We start from the raw sequence: 18,629 nt of genomic DNA, 5'->3' as shown, positions 1-18,629 counted from the left end.
AAAACCAACATCGTTCAATAGGACTCATACCCTAAACGCTTCTCCACTTGCACGCAGATGCCCTGCGAGCTGAACCTGAAAGAAATGGAGCACTACACGCGAAACGCAACAAATCCTTCGAGCTGCTCGTCTGCCTCGGAGGTATCCTGCTTGATGCTCGCACCTCGATACCCCATCACATAGAGCCCTGCTGCCTTGGCAGCATGAATACCAACGGGAGAATCCTCGACAGCAATGGAGTCTTTCGCATCCTTGTTCAAGAGCCTGAGCGCCAGAAGGTAGGGGTCGGGCTCTGGCTTGTGCCGCTCGCACATATCTCCTGTGACAATGACATCAAAGGAAGATGCCAAGTGGAGCCGATCGAGCGCAAAGAAGATAGAAGAGGCAGCCGTCGTGGAGACGAGGCCAATCGGTATGCAGCGGGCACGGAGATCTGCCAGGACTCCTATGAGGCCAGGCTCTGCCTCGAGCGGGAAATCGCGGTAGATGCAGGTATTGTCGCGTCTCTTTGCAAAGAACTCCTGCGCCGTGACTGTGAGGCCATATTTCCTGAAGAGTGCCGGGATAGACTCGAGCCCGGTCGTGCCGACCAGCGACTGCATCTCCTCTCTCGTGGGGTTGATGCCGTAAAGCTCATACACTTCCCTGTCAAGCTCTATGCCATACCTCTCGGTATCGGCACAGACGCCGTCGAAATCGAAGAGGACGCATGCGGGCGTATCCGGCTTTATCATCAGCCTCTCTCCTGTCTTCTCATCTCAATCTTAGATCTTACTGCACGAAGCAAGCATCGAGCCACTCGGCTCCTGGGCGCGCGATCAGGCGTGCATCCTTGTATGCCATCTCAGCCGTCAGTATCGTCTGCCCGATATAGCGGCCCGACTGCGTCCGCTCAAGCACAAGCGCGATATTGGGCTGCTCGCCTTCCGTAAGGTCAAGCGGCAGAAGCAGGCTCACGCAGTCCCTGCCGGGATAGTAGATGGGCACGGCCCAGCGCCAGCTCCAGGAGACCTTCTTGACCGAGAGCCGGATAATGGCATCGATCCTATCCTTCAAGCGCTGAAAACGCGCTGGTCGGCATCCAGGAGCTTTGCGAGTGCATCGAAAGCATCGTTGCGTACATCCTTCTCCTGCATGCCAAAGGCGCGCTTCACGACAGCAAACTCCTCATCGCTGTCCGCAAGCTCACACTCAAGGAAGGCTTCAGGCAGCCGGTCGATATCGTCGATCAGGATATGGCTATAGTCGGGTGTCGGCACCTGGTCCACGTCGCAGCGCACGTCCTCTGCCTTGAAGAGATAGCATGCACGCTGGGGCAGGTTGTGGAAGCTCCTGAGCAGTCTGTCGCCGAACCGGTCCGCTCCCGCTGCAGCAAAGCCTTCGAGGAACCACGGCTGCTTGTCCGGCACCTTATTCGGCGTGAAGCAGGCAAAGATGTCCTCAAACGATTCGTCGACAAAGCCCGTATTGAAGGCACAGAAATCCCCTGCATCGCTCACAAGGACCTTGTTCTTGCGCTCGAGGCACAAGAACATGAAGCGCAGGTAGTCGCTCAGAATCTCGTAGCAACGAACCTCTGTCCCGACGAAGTCCCACCGCTCGGGCAAAGCCATCCCCGCCAGACGCGCATAGGTCTCCCCCCTCGCCGAGATAGGCAAAATCGAAAAGCGAGACCTCTTCCCGACCCTTCTTCATCGGCTGCTCCTCTCTGCGCCATCAGCCTTCTCCTGCATCATACGCCTGACAGAGCAGCCGATGAAATGGAGTCCCTACACGAGCCCCAAGCCGACCTTCATCTTGAGGATGCGGCGGCAGGAATCGTCGATACGATCCTTTGTGATGTCTCCTGCCTCCACGGCACTGAGCACTGCCGTATAGGCCCTATCAAAATCGCTCGGCATGAGCAGCATATCGACGCCGGCATCGAGAGCAGAGAGCACGATAGTCTCGATCGTATAGTCCTGAACGATTGCACCCATCTCGAGCGAGTCAGTGATGATGACACCGTCGAAGCCGAGAGAGTCGCGCAGCATGTCTGTGACGACTTCCTTCGAGATGGAAGCCGGAGCATACGTGCCTGTGATATTGGGGCAGGAGAGATGCCCAACCATGATCATGGGGACACCGGCTGCAATGGCTGCCTGGAAGGGCTTGAGCTCCTCTTCTGCCATCTCGTCTGCCGTCTTCTCTGAGACGATTGGCTCTGTCTCGGAGTCACCTACCGCTCCTCCTATGCCCGGGAAGTGCTTTGTGCAGCACCCGATTCCGGAAGAGACAAAGCCTTCGACCTGCGCCGCCACCATAGGTGCGACGACAGATGCCGTGGTTCCGAACGACCTCTGCGCCATCGTATTGCTGTCCGGGTTGTTGCAGATGTCAGCATCCGGCGCGAAGTCGAGATTGAAGCCGAGCGGCAGGAGGTAGCCTGCAATGGTCTCAGCCACATCGCGGGCAGCCGAGACATCGCCAGCATCGCCGATAGCGCGCATGTCGCCGACATTGGCGATACCGAAACCGGGCGTGCCGCCTATGCGCGAGACCGTGCCGCCTTCCTCGTCTGTAGAGCACAGGAGCGGGACGCCGCAGGCCTCTTTCGAATACGTCTTCAGGGCAGAGAGCATCTGAACCGTCTGATCCGTATCCTCGAGATTCTTGCCGAAAAAGCACATGCCACCTACGGGGTAGGCAGCAAGCGCCTGCTGTACCTCTGTTCCCGCCTGGGTCATCGTGTCGGAAACGATACTCTCAGGACGGATGAAGAAGAGCTGGCTTACCTTCTGCTCCGTCGTAAGTCCGGACAGAAGCTCCTCCACATGCTGCGCTGCAAGCTCCTCTGCCGTCGGCTCAGGAGCAGCCTGCTCCTGCGTATCGGTGTCTGTGCTGTCTGCCGCAGCTGCGGAGGTATTCTGCGCATCCACTGCAGCATCAGATGTGTCGTCCGACTTTCCGCAGCCCGTACATCCGGCAACGCCGAGCATCGCTATGCCTGCCACGAGGCCAAGCGCTTCTCTCCTTGTCACCGCACGTCCCCTGCCGACCTTCCAGATATCTTCTTTGCTGTTCCCGGGTTCCATTGCCGCCTCCCTGTACAGACAGCGTACCCGTTCTGCCGCTATCAGGTCTTTTTCCTGTTACCCGCTCATACAGCTTTTGTAGCATGATGGAGCTCATTTTCGGCAGACGCTATTCAGATTTAATGAAAATAAGACTTCAGCCAAAGACTCTGCGCTTTATCCACACTACCTATACATCTATAAGAGAAGCAGGATATCTAGGTTAGAGATAGCTAGAAGCCTGAAAGATTCATTGCAGAGCGGCACTCGTTCAGCCAGCGGATGAATATTTATTGCCACCCCGACGGTATAATTTAGAGCGTCATCTCTTTTACCACGGCTTCCCTGTCTCGGAAGCCGGAACAATGAAAGGAAGGCACTGACATGAGCAAGATCGAGAATCTCCTTCTCACCAGGCGCCAGGCGCTCACAGCAGGTGCCGGTACCCTTGCAGCTGCCAGCCTCTTCGGCCTTGCAGCCTGCGACTCCTCCGATACCTCTTCGAGCACTGCGTCTTCATCCTCGTCCTCAAGCTCGCCCGATACGTCGAGTGCTTCGACCGACCTCGATATCGACGCCTATGACTCTCTGATTGCAGGCGGCACCGTCGCCGACGACAGCACGATCTCCACAAATGCCTGGGCCAAGAAAGTTAAGGACGCCGGTACCTTCCGCGTCGGCAGCACCCGCACCTCCACCCTCTTCAGCCTCTTGAACGAGCAGGACAACAAAGTCCGCGGCTTCGATGCCGGCCTCTACCAGCTTCTTGCCCGCTACATCCTGGGCGACGAGACGAAGCTCGACCTCACACAGGTCACGTCCGACACCCGTGAGTCCGTACTCCAGAATGACCAGGTCGACGCCGTGTTCGCCACCTACTCCATCACGGACAGCCGCAAGAAAGTCATCTCCTTCGCAGGCCCCTACTTTGTCTCGCAACAGGCCATCCTGGTCCTCGCCGACAACACGGACATCAACAGCGTCGACGACCTCCCCGGCAAGAATGTGGCTGTCCAGTCTGGCTCCACGGGTCCGAGCATCGTGAGCGAGCTTGCTCCTGATGCCAAGCAGCAAGAGTTCAGCACTGACGAGGAGGCACGCCAGGCACTCGAGCAGGGCCGTGTCGATGCCTACGTGATCGACGAGACGCTCCAGATGGGCTCTGTCGTCAAGAACCCCGGCAAGTACCGCATCGCAGGCGATCCGTTCGGCCCCGAGGACCCCTACGGCATCGGCCTTCCGCTCAACTCCGACGGCGTCGAGTTCGTGAACGCCTGGCTCAAGAGCATCGAAGACGACGGAACGTGGGAGCAACTCTGGAGGATCGCTATCGGCGACCGCACAGGTCTCTCAAACGCCCCCGAGCCTCCTGCTATCGGCGCATAGCACCCCATCTCCAGCATATTTCCTAGCTGTTAACACACTATGAGGTTTCCGCTGCACCCAGGCGGAAACCTCATACTTCTCTAGAGATACACACGTCTTCTTCCAGGAAGGCACTTCATAAAAAGGAAGGAGAGGATGTATGAGCTTCGCTGAGCTCTGGAGCGCCTATGGCTCGGACTACATCACAGCCCTTCTCACGACCTGGCAGCTGACTGCCATCTCGTTCGTCTTCGTGATGCTGCTCTCTGTCATCGTCACGATCATGCGCGTCTGCCTGATAAAGCCCCTGCGCGTCGTGGGTGACCTCTATGTGCAGATCTTCCGCAATATACCCGGCATCTCGCTTCTGATCATCTGCATCTATGCCCTACCATATCTCAAGGTTCTCCTGTCCTACCGCGACTGCGTGATCATCACGACGATCCTTCTAGGTTCTGCCTTCGGATCGGAGAACTTCATGAGCGGCATCAATACGATCGGCGTCGGTCAGATCGAGGCGGCGCGTTCCATCGGCCTCACGTTCACGCAGATCCTGCGCCGCATCGTTATCCCCCAGGCTCTGCGCTCGTCCGTGCTGCCGATGACGAACCTGCTCATCGCCGTCATGCTGACGACCGCCCTGGGCTCCCAGGTGCCGCTCGATCCAAATGAGCTCACCGGCATCGTCTCGACAATCAACACCCAGGTTGCCGGCGGTATCGCGACGTTCTTCATCTCCGCTCTTGGCTATGCCTTAACGGCTCTTGCTATCGGATTTGTCGGCAACGCGATCGACAAGAAAGCGAGGATCCTGAGATGAGTGCCACGACTGCTTCCATGCGCGACGCCCTCTACGAGGCACCCGGCCCCAAGACCCGCCGCCGCATCCATATCTGGACCGCAATCTCACTCGTGCTTGTCGCTCTGGGCATCTTCGCGATTGTCCAGCGCTTCTATGTCACAGGCCAGCTCGCCCCGAAATACTGGGACTTCTTCGCCCGCTGGACGACCTGGCGCTTCCTTCTTGAGGGTTTTGCCGGCACGGTCGAGGTCGCTGTCACGGCAGGCATCATCGCTCTTGCCCTGGGCCTCCTCCTCATGATGGGCCGCATCAGCGAGAACAAGATCCTTGCTGACATCTGCCACGTGATCATCAACTTCTTCCGTGGCGTCCCGAGCCTGCTTCTGATCTATTTCTTCTTCCTTGTCATCCCCCAGTACGGCATCAAGATGTCCTCGTTCTGGATGATCACGCTGCCGGTCGCTTTGGCAGCTTCTGGCGTCCTAGCCGAAGTCTTCCGTGCCGGCATGTATGCCGTCCCGAAGGGCCAGACCGAAGCGGCACTTTCTCTCGGCATGAGCCCGCTGCACGTGAAGCTCAAGATCGTGTTCCCGCAAGCCATCCGCATGGTCATCCCATCGCTCATCTCGCAGCTTGTCGTCGTCGTGAAGGATACGACCGTCGCCTACGTCGTATCGTTCCCAGACCTTCTGCAGAATGCTCGCGTCCTCATCACAAACTACGACGCACTCGTCTCCACCTACTTCGTAGTCGCAATCATCTATATCCTCATCAATTACGGCATCAACCAGCTCGCCGTCTATCTCGCCAGAAGGCAGGGTTCTGGAATCGTCGCACGCACGAACGAGAATCCTGTCTAGCAGGCAGAGGAAGGCATACTGGCAATGGATAGGAGCCATATGGATACACAGGCAGCCTCCACGCCCGTCATCGAGCTCAGACATGTCGAGAAGCACTACGGAGACCTCCATGTTCTGAAGGACATCAACCTCTCCGTCCACAAGGGCGAGGTCCTTGTGATCGTCGGCCCTTCTGGCTCGGGCAAGTCGACGCTGTGCCGCACAATCAACCGCCTCGAGACCATCGACTCGGGCGAGATCCTGATCGAGGGAAAGCCGCTTCCCCAGGAGGGCAAGGAGCTTGCTGCGATGCGTGCCGACCTTGGCATGGTCTTTCAGCAGTTCAACCTCTTCGCGCACATGACGATCCTCGACAACGTGACCTTGGGTCCGATCGATGTGCTGCATGAGCCGAAGGAGCAGGCGAAGAAGGAAGCAATGGACCTGCTTTCCCGTGTCGGTGTGGCCGAGCAGGCGAACAAGGTCCCCGCACAGCTCTCCGGCGGCCAGCAGCAGCGTGTCGCTATTGCCCGCTCCCTGGCTATGCACCCGAAGGCCATGCTCTTCGACGAGCCGACAAGCGCCCTCGACCCTGAGATGATCAACGAGGTCCTCGATGTCATGGTCGAGCTTGCAAAGCAGGGTATGACCATGATTGTCGTGACGCACGAGATGGGCTTTGCCCGCCGCGTCGCCAACCGCATCGTCTTCATGGCAGATGGCCAGATTGTCGAGGAAGGCACGCCCAATGCGTTCTTCGAGCATCCCCAGAGCCAGCGTGCCCGCAACTTCCTCGACTCCATCATGGGGCACTAGCAGGGTACCCGATACGTTTCAGCACTTCAGAGGCCCCACATCGCGCATCTGATGCGGGGCCTCATCATCTGGAAGGAACTCTTATGTCCCACACGTCCAAGCGTCCGCTCATAGGCATCGCTCCCCGCTGGGAGGAGAAGCAACCCACAGCACAGGTCCCCGACAGCTGGCCCCGACAGAGGGGATGGCAAGCTGCTTTCCCGACGTAATCATCGATGCCGGAGGCACGCCGATCCTGCTGCCGCTTACAGACAACGAGGAGGCAATGGATGAGCTCGTGGAGCTCTGCGACGACTTTGCCCTGCAGGGTGGCCCCGATGTGGATCCGGCACGCTTCGGCGACACCACACCCTACGACAAGGCGCCGCTCTGCCCCGAGCGCGATGCGTTCGAGCTTCCACTCGTGCAGAAGATCCTTGCCACCGACAAGCCGCTCTTCACGACCTGCCGCGGCACCCAGCTTCTGAACGTGGCGCTTGGCGGCACGCTCTGCATGGATGTGCCCAGCAGGACACCGCGTCCTGGCATGCAGCTCTGGCGCCACACTGAGCTGTAATCTTTTGGTGGACAGTGGGATTCAGGGACTGGCAACAGATATGCTCTGTCCAGATACCCACCTACCAACACCAGCAGATTGAAGAGATGAGATGTCGCTAAGCGCAAGCGAGATAGAGAAGGCAAAGTCCCGCACGAAGCCGGAAACACCCAAACACTACACTGAAGAAGTATCACCTTGAGGCTATCGACTACTACAGGAAGGCACGTAAGGCCAACCCGAAGAAGAGCATCAAAGGATGCGCCGCGAAGCTTGAAGCCAACGACAAGACCTTAAACGACTGGATCATCAAGCACTCAAAGACCAAAAGGGTCACCCAGGAAAGGACCGACGAGCACAAGCAGCTCGACGCAGTGAACAGGCGCATACACGAGCTCGAAAGCGAAAATAAGTTCCTAAAAAGAGGCAGCCTTCTTCGCCGGAAGCCTCTGTTGAAGGACAGGTTTTAGCTCATGCTGGAGAAGAGGGCAACCTACAGCGTCTCGATGATGGCGCGCGTACTGGAGGTGAGCAGGGCTCACTTCTACAGATGGCTCAAGGCCAAAGGCGGTGAGGACCTATGGGGTCCCCTCAAGGAAGCCATCTGCGCGATATGGGAGGAAAGCGACAGGCGCTTTAGCTTTTGCTAGGTCTGATCCAAGCTCACAGGAGATCCAAAGTTACGCAAAATTTACAGGCACGACCCGCTACCGCGTGCGCAGGTGCATGGCTGAACTGGGATAGGCGGCATCTGATCCAATGCCTCCAAGAGAACGATACTGCCCGCACCTGATACCCCCGAGCGCCCCGACCTCACCCGGCGCGGCTTTTCGTGTCTTGTGCCGACAGCCAAGCTCGTGGGCGATACAACCTATCGCAGGACCACGGCAGGCTTTATATATCTCGCCGTCGCACACGATCTGTGCACACACATGGTGGTGGGCTGAAGCATACAGGACAACATGAGGGCAGGCCTTGTCGTCTTTGCCCTGAAGATGGCATATTCGCACGGATACGTGGCTGGAGGGGCCATATTCTAAGCAGCCCAGGCAGCCAGTACATAAGCTCAAAGCTCGCCGCCTGCTCAGCTACACACGACGTGAGGCTCTCCGTGGGGAGAACCGGAAGCTGCCACGACAATGCGCTCGCCGAATCGTTTTTCGCCACGCTCAAGAACGAGTGGTACTACCACAAGCGCCTCTCGGACGCATCCACGACCAAGCACAAGGCACACGAGTTTATCGAGTCGTACTACAACCGCTTCCGCCCGTATAAGTCCATAGGAGATCGCGTGCCCGCAGAGGTGATGCAGGAGTTCTTCGAGCGCCTCGAGAGAGGCCTTGCATACGATCCAAAGGTGATGCAGACCGCATAAAAAATCTGAGATTCCTCTGTCCATTATATTGACAGGGCTCAGGCATCGACCTCGCACCCGAGGATGTCTGGGACCGCACACAGAAAGCCAACCTCGGCGCTGCCCGCTAGGAGCGAGGCAGCCCGAGATAGGCCCCTTCAGGAAGAGCTGTTTTCGTCTCGAGCCCGTGCCTGAGCACGAGCTTTGCCTCATGTACCGCATCGGGGAGGCTTCTCCCAAGTGCCAGCTCAGATGCGATGGCAGAGGAGAGCATGCAGCCTGTGCCATGGGCAGAGCCTCCGGAAACAGCAGGGACACCGATCCACGCTGTGCCTTCGTCCCATACAAGGCAGTCCTCTGTGAGGCCGAGATGTCCGCCTTTGATGAGGACGGCGCAGTCGAAGCGCTGTCTGAGCGACCGTGCTGCCTCCTCCATGCCCTGACGGCCAGAGATCTCCTGTCCCAAGAGCTTCTCTGCCTCAGGCACGTTTGGCGTCATGACCGCAGCCAGGCGGAAGAGCGAGAAGAGCGCATCCTGTGCACCCTCCTCGAGAAGTAGCGCCCCTGTCGTCGAGGCAAGCACCGGATCGACGACGATATTCTGCGCATGGAGCTCATCCAGGCTCTTGGCCACGGCAGCAACAATCTTGCCCGTCCCGAGCATGCCGATCTTCACGACAGAGGGCACCAGGTCTTCGAATGCCGCACAGATCTGCTGCTGCACAAGCTCGGGCGCAAGCGGCGTAACAGCATGTACCACTGCAAGCGACTGCGCCGTCACGGCCGTGGCCGCCACCTTGGGATGAAGACCCATCCCAGAGATGGTAGCCACATCCTGGGCAAGCCCTGCGCCGCCCGAGCTGTCAAGCCCTGCTATAGCGAGGACCGCCTTCATGCGGAGACGACCTTTGCGAGCTCTGCCTTGAGCTCCTCAGTAGCTTTCCGGCAGTCATCCGCTGCAAAGATGGCAGAGACGACCGCTCCTCCGGTAACGCCTGTGCCGGCAAGCTCATGAGCCGTCTTCGCATCGACGCCGCCGATACCGATAACAGGGATGGGGACCGCGGCGCAGATGCGCGTGAGCTCCTCGTAGGACACATCGACTGCATCGGGTTTTGTCGGCGTCGGATGGAGCGCACCGACACCGAGATAGTCGGCGCCTGCCTTCCAGGCAGCCACGGCTTCACCCACGGTCTGCGCCGAGACACCGATGATCGCATCCTCGCCCAGAATCTTGCGTGCCTGGCTGCAGGCAAGGTCTTCCTGGCCGACATGCACGCCGTCGGCACCTAGCTTCTTTGCAAGCTCGACAGCGTCGTCGAGCACGAAGGGAACGTGGGCACGAGCGCAGATCGCCTTGAGCTCCAGAGCAAGCTTCTCTGTCTCCGCCTCCGTTGCCTTCTTCTCGCGGAGCTGGATGAACGTGGCTCCGCCTTGAATTGCCGCCTCGACACAGGAGGCAAGCGTCCTGCCGCGGAGCCAAGCCCTATCCGTCACGGCATAGCAGAGCATGCTCTGCCTGATAGCGTCAGCAGACCAGGGACCGCGCTGGCAGGGTCCGAGCTTTGCATCTGCCGCCATCAGAGATCGGCCACCTTTGCAGATGCCACGAGCTCTTTGCCTTGGATATTCGAGAGCGCATCGATCAGGTAGGTGCGGAAAGATCCGGTGCCGTCCTCCCCTGCCATACGGGAGCGTGCCTTCTCGCCGCAGATGCCCATCATCGAGATGCCGGCTACGCTTGCCACATACACATCATCGTTTGCTGCCAAGAAGGCCGGAAGCATCGCCGAAAGCATGCAGCCCGTGCCCGTGATGCGTCCCATCAGGGAGACGCCGTTCCTGATAGCTGAGGTCCTTTTGCCGTCGCTCACGATATCGATGGCACCGGTGACGGCGACCGTGCACTTCCATGCCTTGGCAAGGCCAGCCACGAATGCTGCTGCCTCGGAGAGGTTCTCCTCAGTCGCTGCATCGGCAGCAGACACATCGACGCCACGGGTCGAAGCAGAGGCGCCGCCGAGAGCACGGATCTCGCTCATGTTGCCGCGGACCAGCTGGGGATGGTACGTGTCGAGGAGATGCTTCGCCGTCTCGGTGCGGAGCTTCGAAGCACCGGCACCGACAGGGTCGAGCACGATTGCATGTCCGAGAGATGCTGCCTTTGCTGCAGCATGGTCCATGCCATCGATGCTTCTATGGTTCAGGGTGCCGATGTTGAGGTCGAGCCCTGCGCAGATCGACGTGATGTCTTCCACATCGTCCGGCTCGTCGCTCATGATCGGGGATGCGCCGATTGCGAGGACCGCATTCGCGCAGTCGTTCACCGTGACGTAGTTCGTGATGCAGTGCACAAGGGGCGATGCCTTGCGCACATTGTCGAGACAGGTACCGAGCCCTTCCGTATTCATAACTATGCTCCTCCATGCAGCCTTAAGGCAGATGCTGCCATCTGCTCCAGGCTGCTTTCTATGCTTCTCTTCGCTTCTAGCCGAGATCGACCGTCAGTCCTGCCATGATCCTGTTCACGGTACGGGCAGCGCACATCTTGCCGCACATCGTGCAGGTGCCATCCTCCTCAGGCGGCGCCTTTGCGATGATCTCCTTTGCACGGTCGGGGTCGATAGCGCACTCGAACATGCCATCCCAGTCCACACGGCGGCGGGCATCGCTCATCTTGTTGTCGATGTCGCGTGCTCCAGGGATGCCCTTCGCGATATCTGCCGCATGCGCTGCGATGCGCGTGACGATGAGGCCTTCGCGTACTTCCTTGGCATTCGGGAGCTTCAGATGCTCTGCCGGCGTCACATAGCAGAGCCAGTCAGCACCAGTGGATGCCGCCACGGCGCCGCCGATGGCAGCCGTAATGTGGTCGTAGCCCGGTGCGATATCGGTCACGAGGGGTCCGAGCACATAGAACGGCGCACCATGGCAGAGACGCTTCTGGAGCTTCATGTTTGCCTGGATCTCATCCAGGGCCATGTGTCCCGGCCCTTCGACGACGACCTGGACGCCCTTCTCCCAGGCACGCGTCGTGAGCTTGCCGAGCTCGACAAGCTCCGACACCTCGCAGGCATCCGTTGCATCGTAGGTGGAGCCGCCACGCATCGCATCGCCCAGGCTGATCGTCACGTCGTGGTCATGCAGGATCTCGAGCACCTCATCGAAGTGCTCGTAGAAGGGATTCTCCTCCCCTGTTGTCATCATCCATGCAAAGAGGAGCGATCCTCCGCGCGACACGACATTCGTGAGGCGCTTCGTCTCGAGCAACGTATTCAGGACAGAACGGTTGAAGCCTGCATGGATGGTCATGAAGTCGACGCCGTCTTCTGCATGTGCTTCCACGACATCCAGGAAGTCCTGGGCCGTAAGTTCGACGAGCGGCTTGTCCTTGTAGCCGATCACGTCGTAGATGGGCACCGTGCCGACCATCAGCGGCGTCTTGGCTATAAGTTCTCTGCGGAACGGACGGGTCTTGCCGAAGTTCGAGAGGTCCATGATCGCATCGCCGCCAAACTGCTCGGCAATCCTTACCTTCTCCCACTCCTCCGGTGCATTCTGGATGTCTCCGGAGATGCCGAGATTCACGTTGACCTTCGTGCGCAGGCCTGCTCCTACCCCGCAGGGACGAAGCTTCTTGTGTGCCGGGTTGACAGGAATCGCGATCGTTCCCTTTGCGACACTGTCTCTGATGAATTCGTCGGATCTGTGTTCTGCCACTGCTACCGCGTGCATCTCGTCGGTCACTGTACCGGCACGCGCAGCATCCATCTGCGTCATGGCGCTCCCTTCGTTGGCATTATCCACATCAGGTTCAAAGGGTCGGGACCATCTGTCCCCTCTCAGCCGGCTATGCACCAGCTCCCCTCTATGTCTGCATGCTCCAGAAATTCGTCTGCAGCTGCAAGCCGGATTGTAGCACCTGAAAGCCAGATAGCAAAACGGCAGAGGCGGCTGATATACTCGATGAGAAATCCGACGGAAGGACGCAGGAGCCATGGAATCCAAGCGCTATCAGGACATCAACGCCGAGACGATTAACCGCTGGGTCAGCGAGGACTGGGAATGGGGCAAGCCCATCGACCATGAAACCTATAAGGCCGCCACAGAAGGCAGATGGCAGATCGTGCTCACGCCGACAAAACCGGTGCCGAGAAGCTGGTTCCCGCCTCTTCAAGGGACACGAGTCCTCGGCCTTGCTGCAGGAGGAGGCCAGCAGATGCCGGTTCTTGCTGCCGCAGGAGCCAGATGCACCGTGCTCGACCAGTCGGAGGCACAGCTTGCAAGCGAGCATCTCGTCGCCGAGCGTGAAGGCTATAGCATCGAGATCGTGAAGACAGACATGACGGAAGCGCTGCCGTTTCAGGACGCAAGCTTCGATATGGTCCTGAATCCTGTGAGCCTCTGCTACGTGCGTGAATGCGCACCCATCTTCCAAGAAGTCACACGCGTACTCGTACCGGGTGGCGCCTTTCTCGCAGGCTTCGATTTTGGTGGCTTCAACTACGTCGTCGATGAAGCAGAAGAGCGCATCATCCACAGCCTGCCGTTCGACCCCGTCGCAGATCCTTCCCTTGCAGACGAGCTCGCGGCACAGGATGCCGGCATGCAGTTCTCCCATTCTCCCGAAGAGATCCTGGGCGGCATGCTCCATGCCGGCCTCGTGATCGACGATGTGTCTGATGACACGAACGGCGAGGGCAGGCTTCATGAGTTCAATATCCCAACCATGCTCGCTGTGAAGGCGCACAAGGCATAGAGAATAGCGGAAGACTTCTCTCCATCCGCTGTGTCCCGAATCCTTGCCGTCAACGAGAGATGAATGCGCACTGCTGGGGTTCAATGTCGTACCTGCCATCCTGCGCCCTACCACAGGCAAGCTGGCTTGTATCGCATTCCAGATACCATTCAGAAACAAAATGGATGCCACTCGCCGCTGACGTTGGGATTCTTATGCCGGCTATCGTGCCTTGGATGATAGATTGCTCTCTACACGAGCTTGTTACTCCCCGGGAGGCATTACTCGTACATCTCATGCCAGATGTATGCAGCTATGCCACCGGGGAGTTTTTTATGCCGATAGCGTCTGGCCATCCAGGCGAAAGATATCGGAAGAACGGAATACAGGGGAGAAAGGAAACAGAGATGGGCAAGAGAACGATATCGCGGAGGAGCTTCGTCGGAGCAGGCAGCCTTTCGGCAGCAGCACTGGGGATGCTGCTTGCTGGCTGCGGAACCACACAGCAGCAGAGCGGCTCATCCAATCAGACAGATGCCGCGAAGAGCGATAGCTTGGTCGCAAAGACTGCATACGGTCCCGTCAAGGGCACGAACGAGGGCGGCGTGAACATCTGGTACGGCGTGCCTTACGGCAAGTCTCCAGAGGGAGAGCTCCGCTGGCAGGCGCCAGAAGAGCCCGAATCCTGGACGGAAGAGCGTGACTGCACCCAGCCAGCACAGCCAGCGCTGCAGTATACGAACAACGAGGTCACTGGCACAGAGGACTGCCTCAACCTCGATGTCTATGCTACAGAAGGCGCAAGCAAGCTCCCGGTCCTCGTCTATATCCACGGCGGAAACAACCAGACCGGAAATGCGCAGGAGATTCCCGGCAAGGATCTTGTCGTGAATAACTCATGTGTCTACGTCTCGCTGAGCTACCGCCTGGGCCTCTTCGGATTCAACTGCCTCCCTGCCCTCGGGAATGATACCGGCAACTTCACGCTCCTCGACATCGCAGCGGCACTCGACTGGGTACGCAGCAACATCGAGGCATTCGGCGGAGACCCCGAGAATGTCACGGTATCCGGCTTCTCTGCTGGCGGCCGCGATGTCATGGCCATGCTCATGAGCCCGCTGTTCGAGGGCAAGTTCGACAAGGCCATCGCATTCTCGGGCGGAATGACGACAGCAGAGCTCGAGCCTTCCCAGAAAAAGATTGCAGCTGCTCTTGTGCCGCTTGCTATGGAGGATGGCAAGGCTGCAGACGAAGAGAGCGCCTATCAGTGGCTCCTCTCTGATGACAGTGCAGTGCGTGACTGGCTCTATTCGGTCTCCGGCGAGAGGCTTGCACCCCTTATGGGCAATGCCTCCATCCGCATGAGCGTCTTCCCGCACCTCTACGAGGACGACATCGCGCTTCCCAAGGGTGGCTTCGCGAATGCCTCCTATCACGCTGTGCCGCTCATCATGTTGACCGGCTCCACGGAGTTCAGCATGTTCAGCGCCTTCGATGCGTTCTGGAAGTCCGATCCCATGGCCGCGCTCTCAGAAGACAAGCTCAAGGCTGCCCAGGCATTTGCCATCAAGTAGGCTGCGACATGTACCGCATCTTCAATGCTGAATGCTCTGCCGAGCAGATGTCTGGCTCCTACGACAAGGACATCTATGTCTGCCAGGTCGACTTCGGCAGCGACAATTCCCAGGTTAAGATTGATACCTACGGTGCATTCCACGGCATTTTCGTGCCGATGCTCTCCACCGAGAACAACTATGCAAAGCTCATTCCCAATACCTTCGACCAGCCTGGATATGAAGCAATGGCAAAGGTATTCAACGCCTACCTCAAGAACTTCCTCGAGACCGGCAGCCCGAATGGCGACGGACTCGACAAGTGGGGCGCCTGGGACAACAGCACCAAGGAGAGCATGGTCTTCGACGCAACCGAGAGCGACGCAGTCATCGCTCAGAAGGATGTCAGCACGACTTACGACGATATCCTTGCTGCTATGGATACTGACACGACGGTCTCCGACGACGTGAAGCTTCTCGTCGAGCAGAACGATATGGCTGGCCGCTGGTTCTCAGCTGCCAATGATGCCCATTGCGAAGCGCCCAATCTGTGGCTCACGGCTTATGAGGCATAGCTGAGGCGTTCACCATTCTTGGTACCTGGCGTGCATCTCTCTGGAGCCGGAGAGGTGCACGTTCTCCATTTACAGAGGCCTCAATGGGACTTGGGAGATTTCCCTATACTTCTCTCCGATGGAATGAAGATATAGTTAGAACTTCTCGTCATCAGAGATAAGTTTTATCTATAACTTCTCGTTGTTGGTGAGAAATTAAGAGTTAAACTTATCATTGACAGCGAGAAGTTCTGTGCACTTCCAGCTCATCAGCAGCACGTAGCAGAGAAATCTGGAACAGCGCGGGAGGAATCATGGAAACAACACCTGGCTATGGAGCACTCGTACGTGAGTCGCTCGAATTCCCATTCCCCAAGGTGAGGCCACGTCAGGGCATCATCTCGAGCCTGCCCGAGCCCGCACTCTTCAATCTTGTCCATATCATCACGGGCGTTCGCCGCTCGGGCAAGACATTCTACGAGTTCCAGCTCATACACCGTCTTCTCGCTGCTGGTGTACCACGAGACCGCATCTTCTATTTCAACTTCGCAGACGACCGCCTGAAGCCCGCCTCGACCACACTTCTGAACGACGTGCTCGACGAGTATTGGCGGCAGGTACCTGAAGCCCGCAAGGAAGGTGCCTATCTCTTCCTCGATGAGGTGCAGGAGTCAGATGGATGGCAGGGCTTCTGCCAGCGTGTAGCCGAGCATGAGAAGGTTACACTTGTCATCACCGGCTCATCTTCGAAGCTGTCTTCAGACCAGATTGCGAGTACATTCCGCGGACGTTCCCTCGAATGCCATATGCTCCCGCTTTCATTTGCCGAGTACTGCAGGTTCCACAGCATCGAGCTTCCCGAAGATGGACAGCTCGAGGATGCGGGTTCGGTTTCTCCCCAGATGAAGACATCTCTTGAGTCTGCCTATGACCGCTATCTCATCGAGGGAGGCTTTCCGGGTGTGCAGGCACTCGATGCTCCGACCCGCACCCTGATGCTCCAGTCCTACGTACGCGATGTGATAGCGCGCGACGTCGTGGAACGCAGCACCCGTCTCGACGTGACAATAGCGACCCAGATGGCGCTCTTTGCCCTGAGGGACACCGCCTGCGATTTCTCAGTCAACCGACTTCTCGATATGCTGCGCCGTGTCGGCTACCACACCTCCTGGGATACCGTCAATGAAGGAGTGCATCTGCTCGAACAGTCCTACCTCATCAGCATGCTCAAGGAATACTCTGTCGCGCTTGCAGAAAAGACGACCGCCATTCCTAAAGTCTACGCATGCGATCAGGGCATGGCATATGCTGTTTCGCGCGCAAGCCAGCAGGATGTCGGAAAGAGACTCGAAACCGCTATCTATGTCGAGCTCATGCGGCGCGCAAGAGGCACAAGGCCAGACGTGGTCACTTCCTACACAGCGCCTACGACAGAGAAGGTCGACTTCCTGGTGGGCGACTCGCTCGCCGCAGAGCCCTATCTGCCCATACAGGTCACGGCGGACATGTCGCGTCCCAAGACCCGCAAGCGAGAGGTGTCCTCACTCGAACGCGCCATGAATATCGCCCATCTCAAAGACGGCCTCATCATCACGCTCAGGGAAGAGGCAGAGATTCCGAGCGATGCTGGACACATCCGCGCCATCCCTGCCTGGAAGTGGTCTCTCATGAAAGCAGACGATAGCGTCTTCTGATGCAGGACAGCCGCACCGAGCTCAATGAGACAAGCACAGGGAGGCACCTGGCATGGGTGCCTCCCTGCTGCTACTGCTCTCCTCTCCTGTCCTTCGGGCTGCTCTTCTTCGGCAGCCGTCCTGCCCGCTTCAGGGCATCACGCAGAAGATACTCGACCTATCCGTTTACACTCCTCATGTCATCGGCTGCCCACCTTTGTATGGCATCCCAGATGTCCGGATCGGTGCGGAGCGGATACTGCTTGTGGCTTACACCTGAGCCCTCTTTCCCCTATGCATAGAGGCTTCCTACATTGAGCACTAGCTGTGCATCGGACTCGCCGCAGAGCACGACCATGAGGTTCTGTGCCATAGCTGCCTTGCGCTCGTCGTCGAGCTCGATGGCACCGCCTTCGGCAAGACGATCGGCCGCCATCTCCACCATGGAGACAGCGCCTTCGACGATCTTCTTGCGTGCTGCAAGGATAGCGTCGGCCTGCTGGAGACGAAGCATTGCCTGGGCAATCTCAGGAGCATAGGCAAGGTGTGTGAGGCGGGCATCCTCGACAGCGACACCTGCCGGCGCAAATCTTCTGTCGAGCTCTGCCTTCAGGGCATCGCTCACCTCTTCGATGTTGGAGCGCAGCGTGATCGAAGAGGTAGACTCATCCTCCATGTGGTCATAGGCATAGACGGAGGCGACATGGCGAAGGACGGTCTCGGTCTGCATGGAGACATAGGACTCATAGTCGTCCACATCGAAAATAGCCTTGGCCGTATCGGCGACACGCCAGGAGACGACGGTAGCAATCTCGATCGGGTTGCCCATCTTGTCATTGACCTTGAGGCGCTCACCGTTCAAGGTCCGAAGACGCATCGAGATGACAGAGCCACGCACGCTCTTGGAGGCAATGGCGGCATGCTCCGGCTTCTCGCTGTCGAGTCCTGCCTCAACGAGGCCCAGATTCTTTGCGTAGAGCGGATTGGCCCACCTCAGTCCTTCATCGTTCACGGTGTCGACGTACTTGCCAAAGAGCACACAGACACGGGCCTGTCCCGACTGGAGCGAGAAGAAGCTGTTCGAGAGGAAACAAGCGGCTACGAAAAGAATGATCATGAGGGGCATACCGAAGGCAGGCTCGGGACGCATTGCTTCATCTGCTCCTACAAGAGCCGTGATATCGAAGATGAAGAGTGCGACAGAGAGCACGAACATCGCAAGAACAACAAAAAACATGAGCTAGCCGCTTGCGGCATGGGCCTTCTTCTCGACACTCATGGCTGAGCATCCTTTCTCTCAGAGGGTCTGCCTACCTGGCAGCCCGCCCTCTGAATCTGGTTGCATTG

At 58.2% G+C, this 18,629-nt stretch carries 20 protein-coding genes and 1 riboswitch; of the genes, 11 read left to right on the top strand and 9 right to left on the bottom strand.

Annotated elements, in window-relative coordinates; genetic code table 11:
* Positions 1 to 92: 92 nt before the first annotated feature.
* From J4859_RS04480 to J4859_RS04465, 4 genes are all read right to left on the bottom strand, one after another.
* Entirely contained in the window at positions 93 to 734 is a 642-nt protein-coding gene (locus J4859_RS04480) for an HAD family phosphatase (protein ID WP_212333266.1), read from the bottom strand.
* Positions 735 to 771: 37 nt separating this feature from the next.
* Positions 772 to 1,056 (bottom strand): DUF3825 domain-containing protein, encoded by a 285-nt coding sequence (locus tag J4859_RS16740; RefSeq protein WP_212333264.1) that lies wholly within the window; start codon positions 1,054 to 1,056, stop codon positions 772 to 774.
* The gene (locus J4859_RS16735) at positions 1,053 to 1,658 is read right to left on the bottom strand and encodes a DUF3825 domain-containing protein (RefSeq protein ID WP_212333262.1); all 606 of its coding nucleotides are present in this window, start codon (positions 1,656 to 1,658) and stop codon (positions 1,053 to 1,055) included. Before J4859_RS16735 ends, J4859_RS16740 begins: the two co-directional genes overlap by 4 nt.
* A gap of 111 nt (positions 1,659 to 1,769) precedes the next feature.
* Positions 1,770 to 3,074 (bottom strand): glycoside hydrolase family 3 protein, encoded by a 1,305-nt coding sequence (locus J4859_RS04465; RefSeq protein ID WP_212333260.1) that lies wholly within the window; start codon positions 3,072 to 3,074, stop codon positions 1,770 to 1,772.
* 363 nt (positions 3,075 to 3,437) lie between these two features.
* Between J4859_RS04465 and J4859_RS04460 the strand changes: the two genes are divergently transcribed.
* From J4859_RS04460 to J4859_RS04430, 7 genes are all read left to right on the top strand, one after another.
* Complete coding sequence (locus tag J4859_RS04460) at positions 3,438 to 4,439, top strand: glutamate ABC transporter substrate-binding protein (protein ID WP_212333258.1); 1,002 nt, start codon at positions 3,438 to 3,440, stop codon at positions 4,437 to 4,439.
* A gap of 139 nt (positions 4,440 to 4,578) precedes the next feature.
* Positions 4,579 to 5,238 carry an amino acid ABC transporter permease gene (locus tag J4859_RS04455; protein ID WP_212333250.1) on the top strand — a complete coding sequence of 220 codons (660 nt, stop codon included), beginning with the start codon at positions 4,579 to 4,581 and terminating at the stop codon, positions 5,236 to 5,238.
* Complete coding sequence (locus J4859_RS04450) at positions 5,235 to 6,080, top strand: amino acid ABC transporter permease (protein ID WP_212333248.1); 846 nt, start codon at positions 5,235 to 5,237, stop codon at positions 6,078 to 6,080. The genes J4859_RS04455 and J4859_RS04450 overlap by 4 nt, the downstream gene beginning before the upstream one ends.
* A 24-nt stretch (positions 6,081 to 6,104) precedes the next feature.
* Positions 6,105 to 6,875: an amino acid ABC transporter ATP-binding protein gene (locus tag J4859_RS04445; protein WP_305852682.1), complete on the top strand. Its 771-nt coding sequence runs from the start codon at positions 6,105 to 6,107 to the stop codon at positions 6,873 to 6,875.
* 184 nt (positions 6,876 to 7,059) lie between these two features.
* Positions 7,060 to 7,431, top strand: a complete 372-nt coding sequence (locus J4859_RS04440) for a gamma-glutamyl-gamma-aminobutyrate hydrolase family protein (protein ID WP_212333246.1) — start codon at positions 7,060 to 7,062, stop codon at positions 7,429 to 7,431.
* A gap of 452 nt (positions 7,432 to 7,883) precedes the next feature.
* Positions 7,884 to 8,060 (top strand): helix-turn-helix domain-containing protein, encoded by a 177-nt coding sequence (locus tag J4859_RS04435; protein ID WP_212331253.1) that lies wholly within the window; start codon positions 7,884 to 7,886, stop codon positions 8,058 to 8,060.
* A 449-nt stretch (positions 8,061 to 8,509) separates the two neighbouring features.
* Positions 8,510 to 8,785, top strand: coding sequence for an integrase core domain-containing protein (locus J4859_RS04430; protein WP_212333244.1), 276 nt, complete (start codon positions 8,510 to 8,512; stop codon positions 8,783 to 8,785).
* Positions 8,786 to 8,891: 106 nt separating this feature from the next.
* Here the strand turns inward: J4859_RS04430 and thiD are convergent, their stop codons facing one another.
* The 4 genes from thiD to thiC form a co-directional block, all read right to left on the bottom strand.
* Positions 8,892 to 9,659, bottom strand: a complete 768-nt coding sequence (gene thiD / locus J4859_RS04425; protein WP_212333242.1) for a bifunctional hydroxymethylpyrimidine kinase/phosphomethylpyrimidine kinase — start codon at positions 9,657 to 9,659, stop codon at positions 8,892 to 8,894.
* A complete protein-coding gene (thiE, locus tag J4859_RS04420) occupies positions 9,656 to 10,345 on the bottom strand; it encodes a thiamine phosphate synthase (RefSeq protein WP_212333240.1) in 690 nt (229 codons plus the stop codon). Before thiE ends, thiD begins: the two co-directional genes overlap by 4 nt.
* Positions 10,345 to 11,175 carry a hydroxyethylthiazole kinase gene (gene thiM, locus J4859_RS04415; RefSeq protein WP_212333238.1) on the bottom strand — a complete coding sequence of 277 codons (831 nt, stop codon included), beginning with the start codon at positions 11,173 to 11,175 and terminating at the stop codon, positions 10,345 to 10,347. The genes thiE and thiM overlap by 1 nt, the downstream gene beginning before the upstream one ends.
* Before the next feature lie 76 nt (positions 11,176 to 11,251).
* Positions 11,252 to 12,544 (bottom strand): phosphomethylpyrimidine synthase ThiC, encoded by a 1,293-nt coding sequence (gene thiC, locus J4859_RS04410; RefSeq protein ID WP_212333237.1) that lies wholly within the window; start codon positions 12,542 to 12,544, stop codon positions 11,252 to 11,254.
* Positions 12,533 to 12,638: riboswitch (TPP riboswitch) on the bottom strand. (Overlaps the previous gene by 12 nt.)
* Before the next feature lie 123 nt (positions 12,639 to 12,761).
* On the opposite strand from thiC, the gene J4859_RS04405 reads away from it, so the two are divergent.
* The 4 genes from J4859_RS04405 (at position 12,762) to J4859_RS04390 (ending at position 17,303) form a co-directional block, all read left to right on the top strand.
* Entirely contained in the window at positions 12,762 to 13,523 is a 762-nt protein-coding gene (locus J4859_RS04405) for a class I SAM-dependent methyltransferase (protein ID WP_212333234.1), read from the top strand.
* Positions 13,524 to 13,909: 386 nt separating this feature from the next.
* Positions 13,910 to 15,076: a carboxylesterase family protein gene (locus J4859_RS04400; protein ID WP_212333227.1), complete on the top strand. Its 1,167-nt coding sequence runs from the start codon at positions 13,910 to 13,912 to the stop codon at positions 15,074 to 15,076.
* 8 nt (positions 15,077 to 15,084) lie between these two features.
* Positions 15,085 to 15,630 (top strand): carboxylesterase family protein, encoded by a 546-nt coding sequence (locus J4859_RS04395; protein ID WP_212333225.1) that lies wholly within the window; start codon positions 15,085 to 15,087, stop codon positions 15,628 to 15,630.
* Between the two features lie 293 nt (positions 15,631 to 15,923).
* On the top strand, positions 15,924 to 17,303 hold the full coding sequence (locus tag J4859_RS04390; RefSeq protein WP_212333224.1) for an ATP-binding protein: 1,380 nt from the start codon (positions 15,924 to 15,926) through the stop codon (positions 17,301 to 17,303).
* A 271-nt stretch (positions 17,304 to 17,574) separates the two neighbouring features.
* Here J4859_RS04390 and J4859_RS04385 read toward each other — a convergent pair whose 3' ends face one another.
* Complete coding sequence (locus tag J4859_RS04385; protein ID WP_249113757.1) at positions 17,575 to 18,519, bottom strand: SPFH domain-containing protein; 945 nt, start codon at positions 18,517 to 18,519, stop codon at positions 17,575 to 17,577.
* Positions 18,520 to 18,629: the final 110 nt, after the last annotated feature.

It is taken from the genome of Atopobium sp. oral taxon 416 (genome assembly GCF_018128285.1).
Taxonomy (GTDB): Bacteria; Actinomycetota; Coriobacteriia; order Coriobacteriales; family Atopobiaceae; genus Olsenella_L.
Note: the sequence above shows the minus strand (reverse complement) of the source record. Positions and strands in the feature narration are given on the sequence as shown.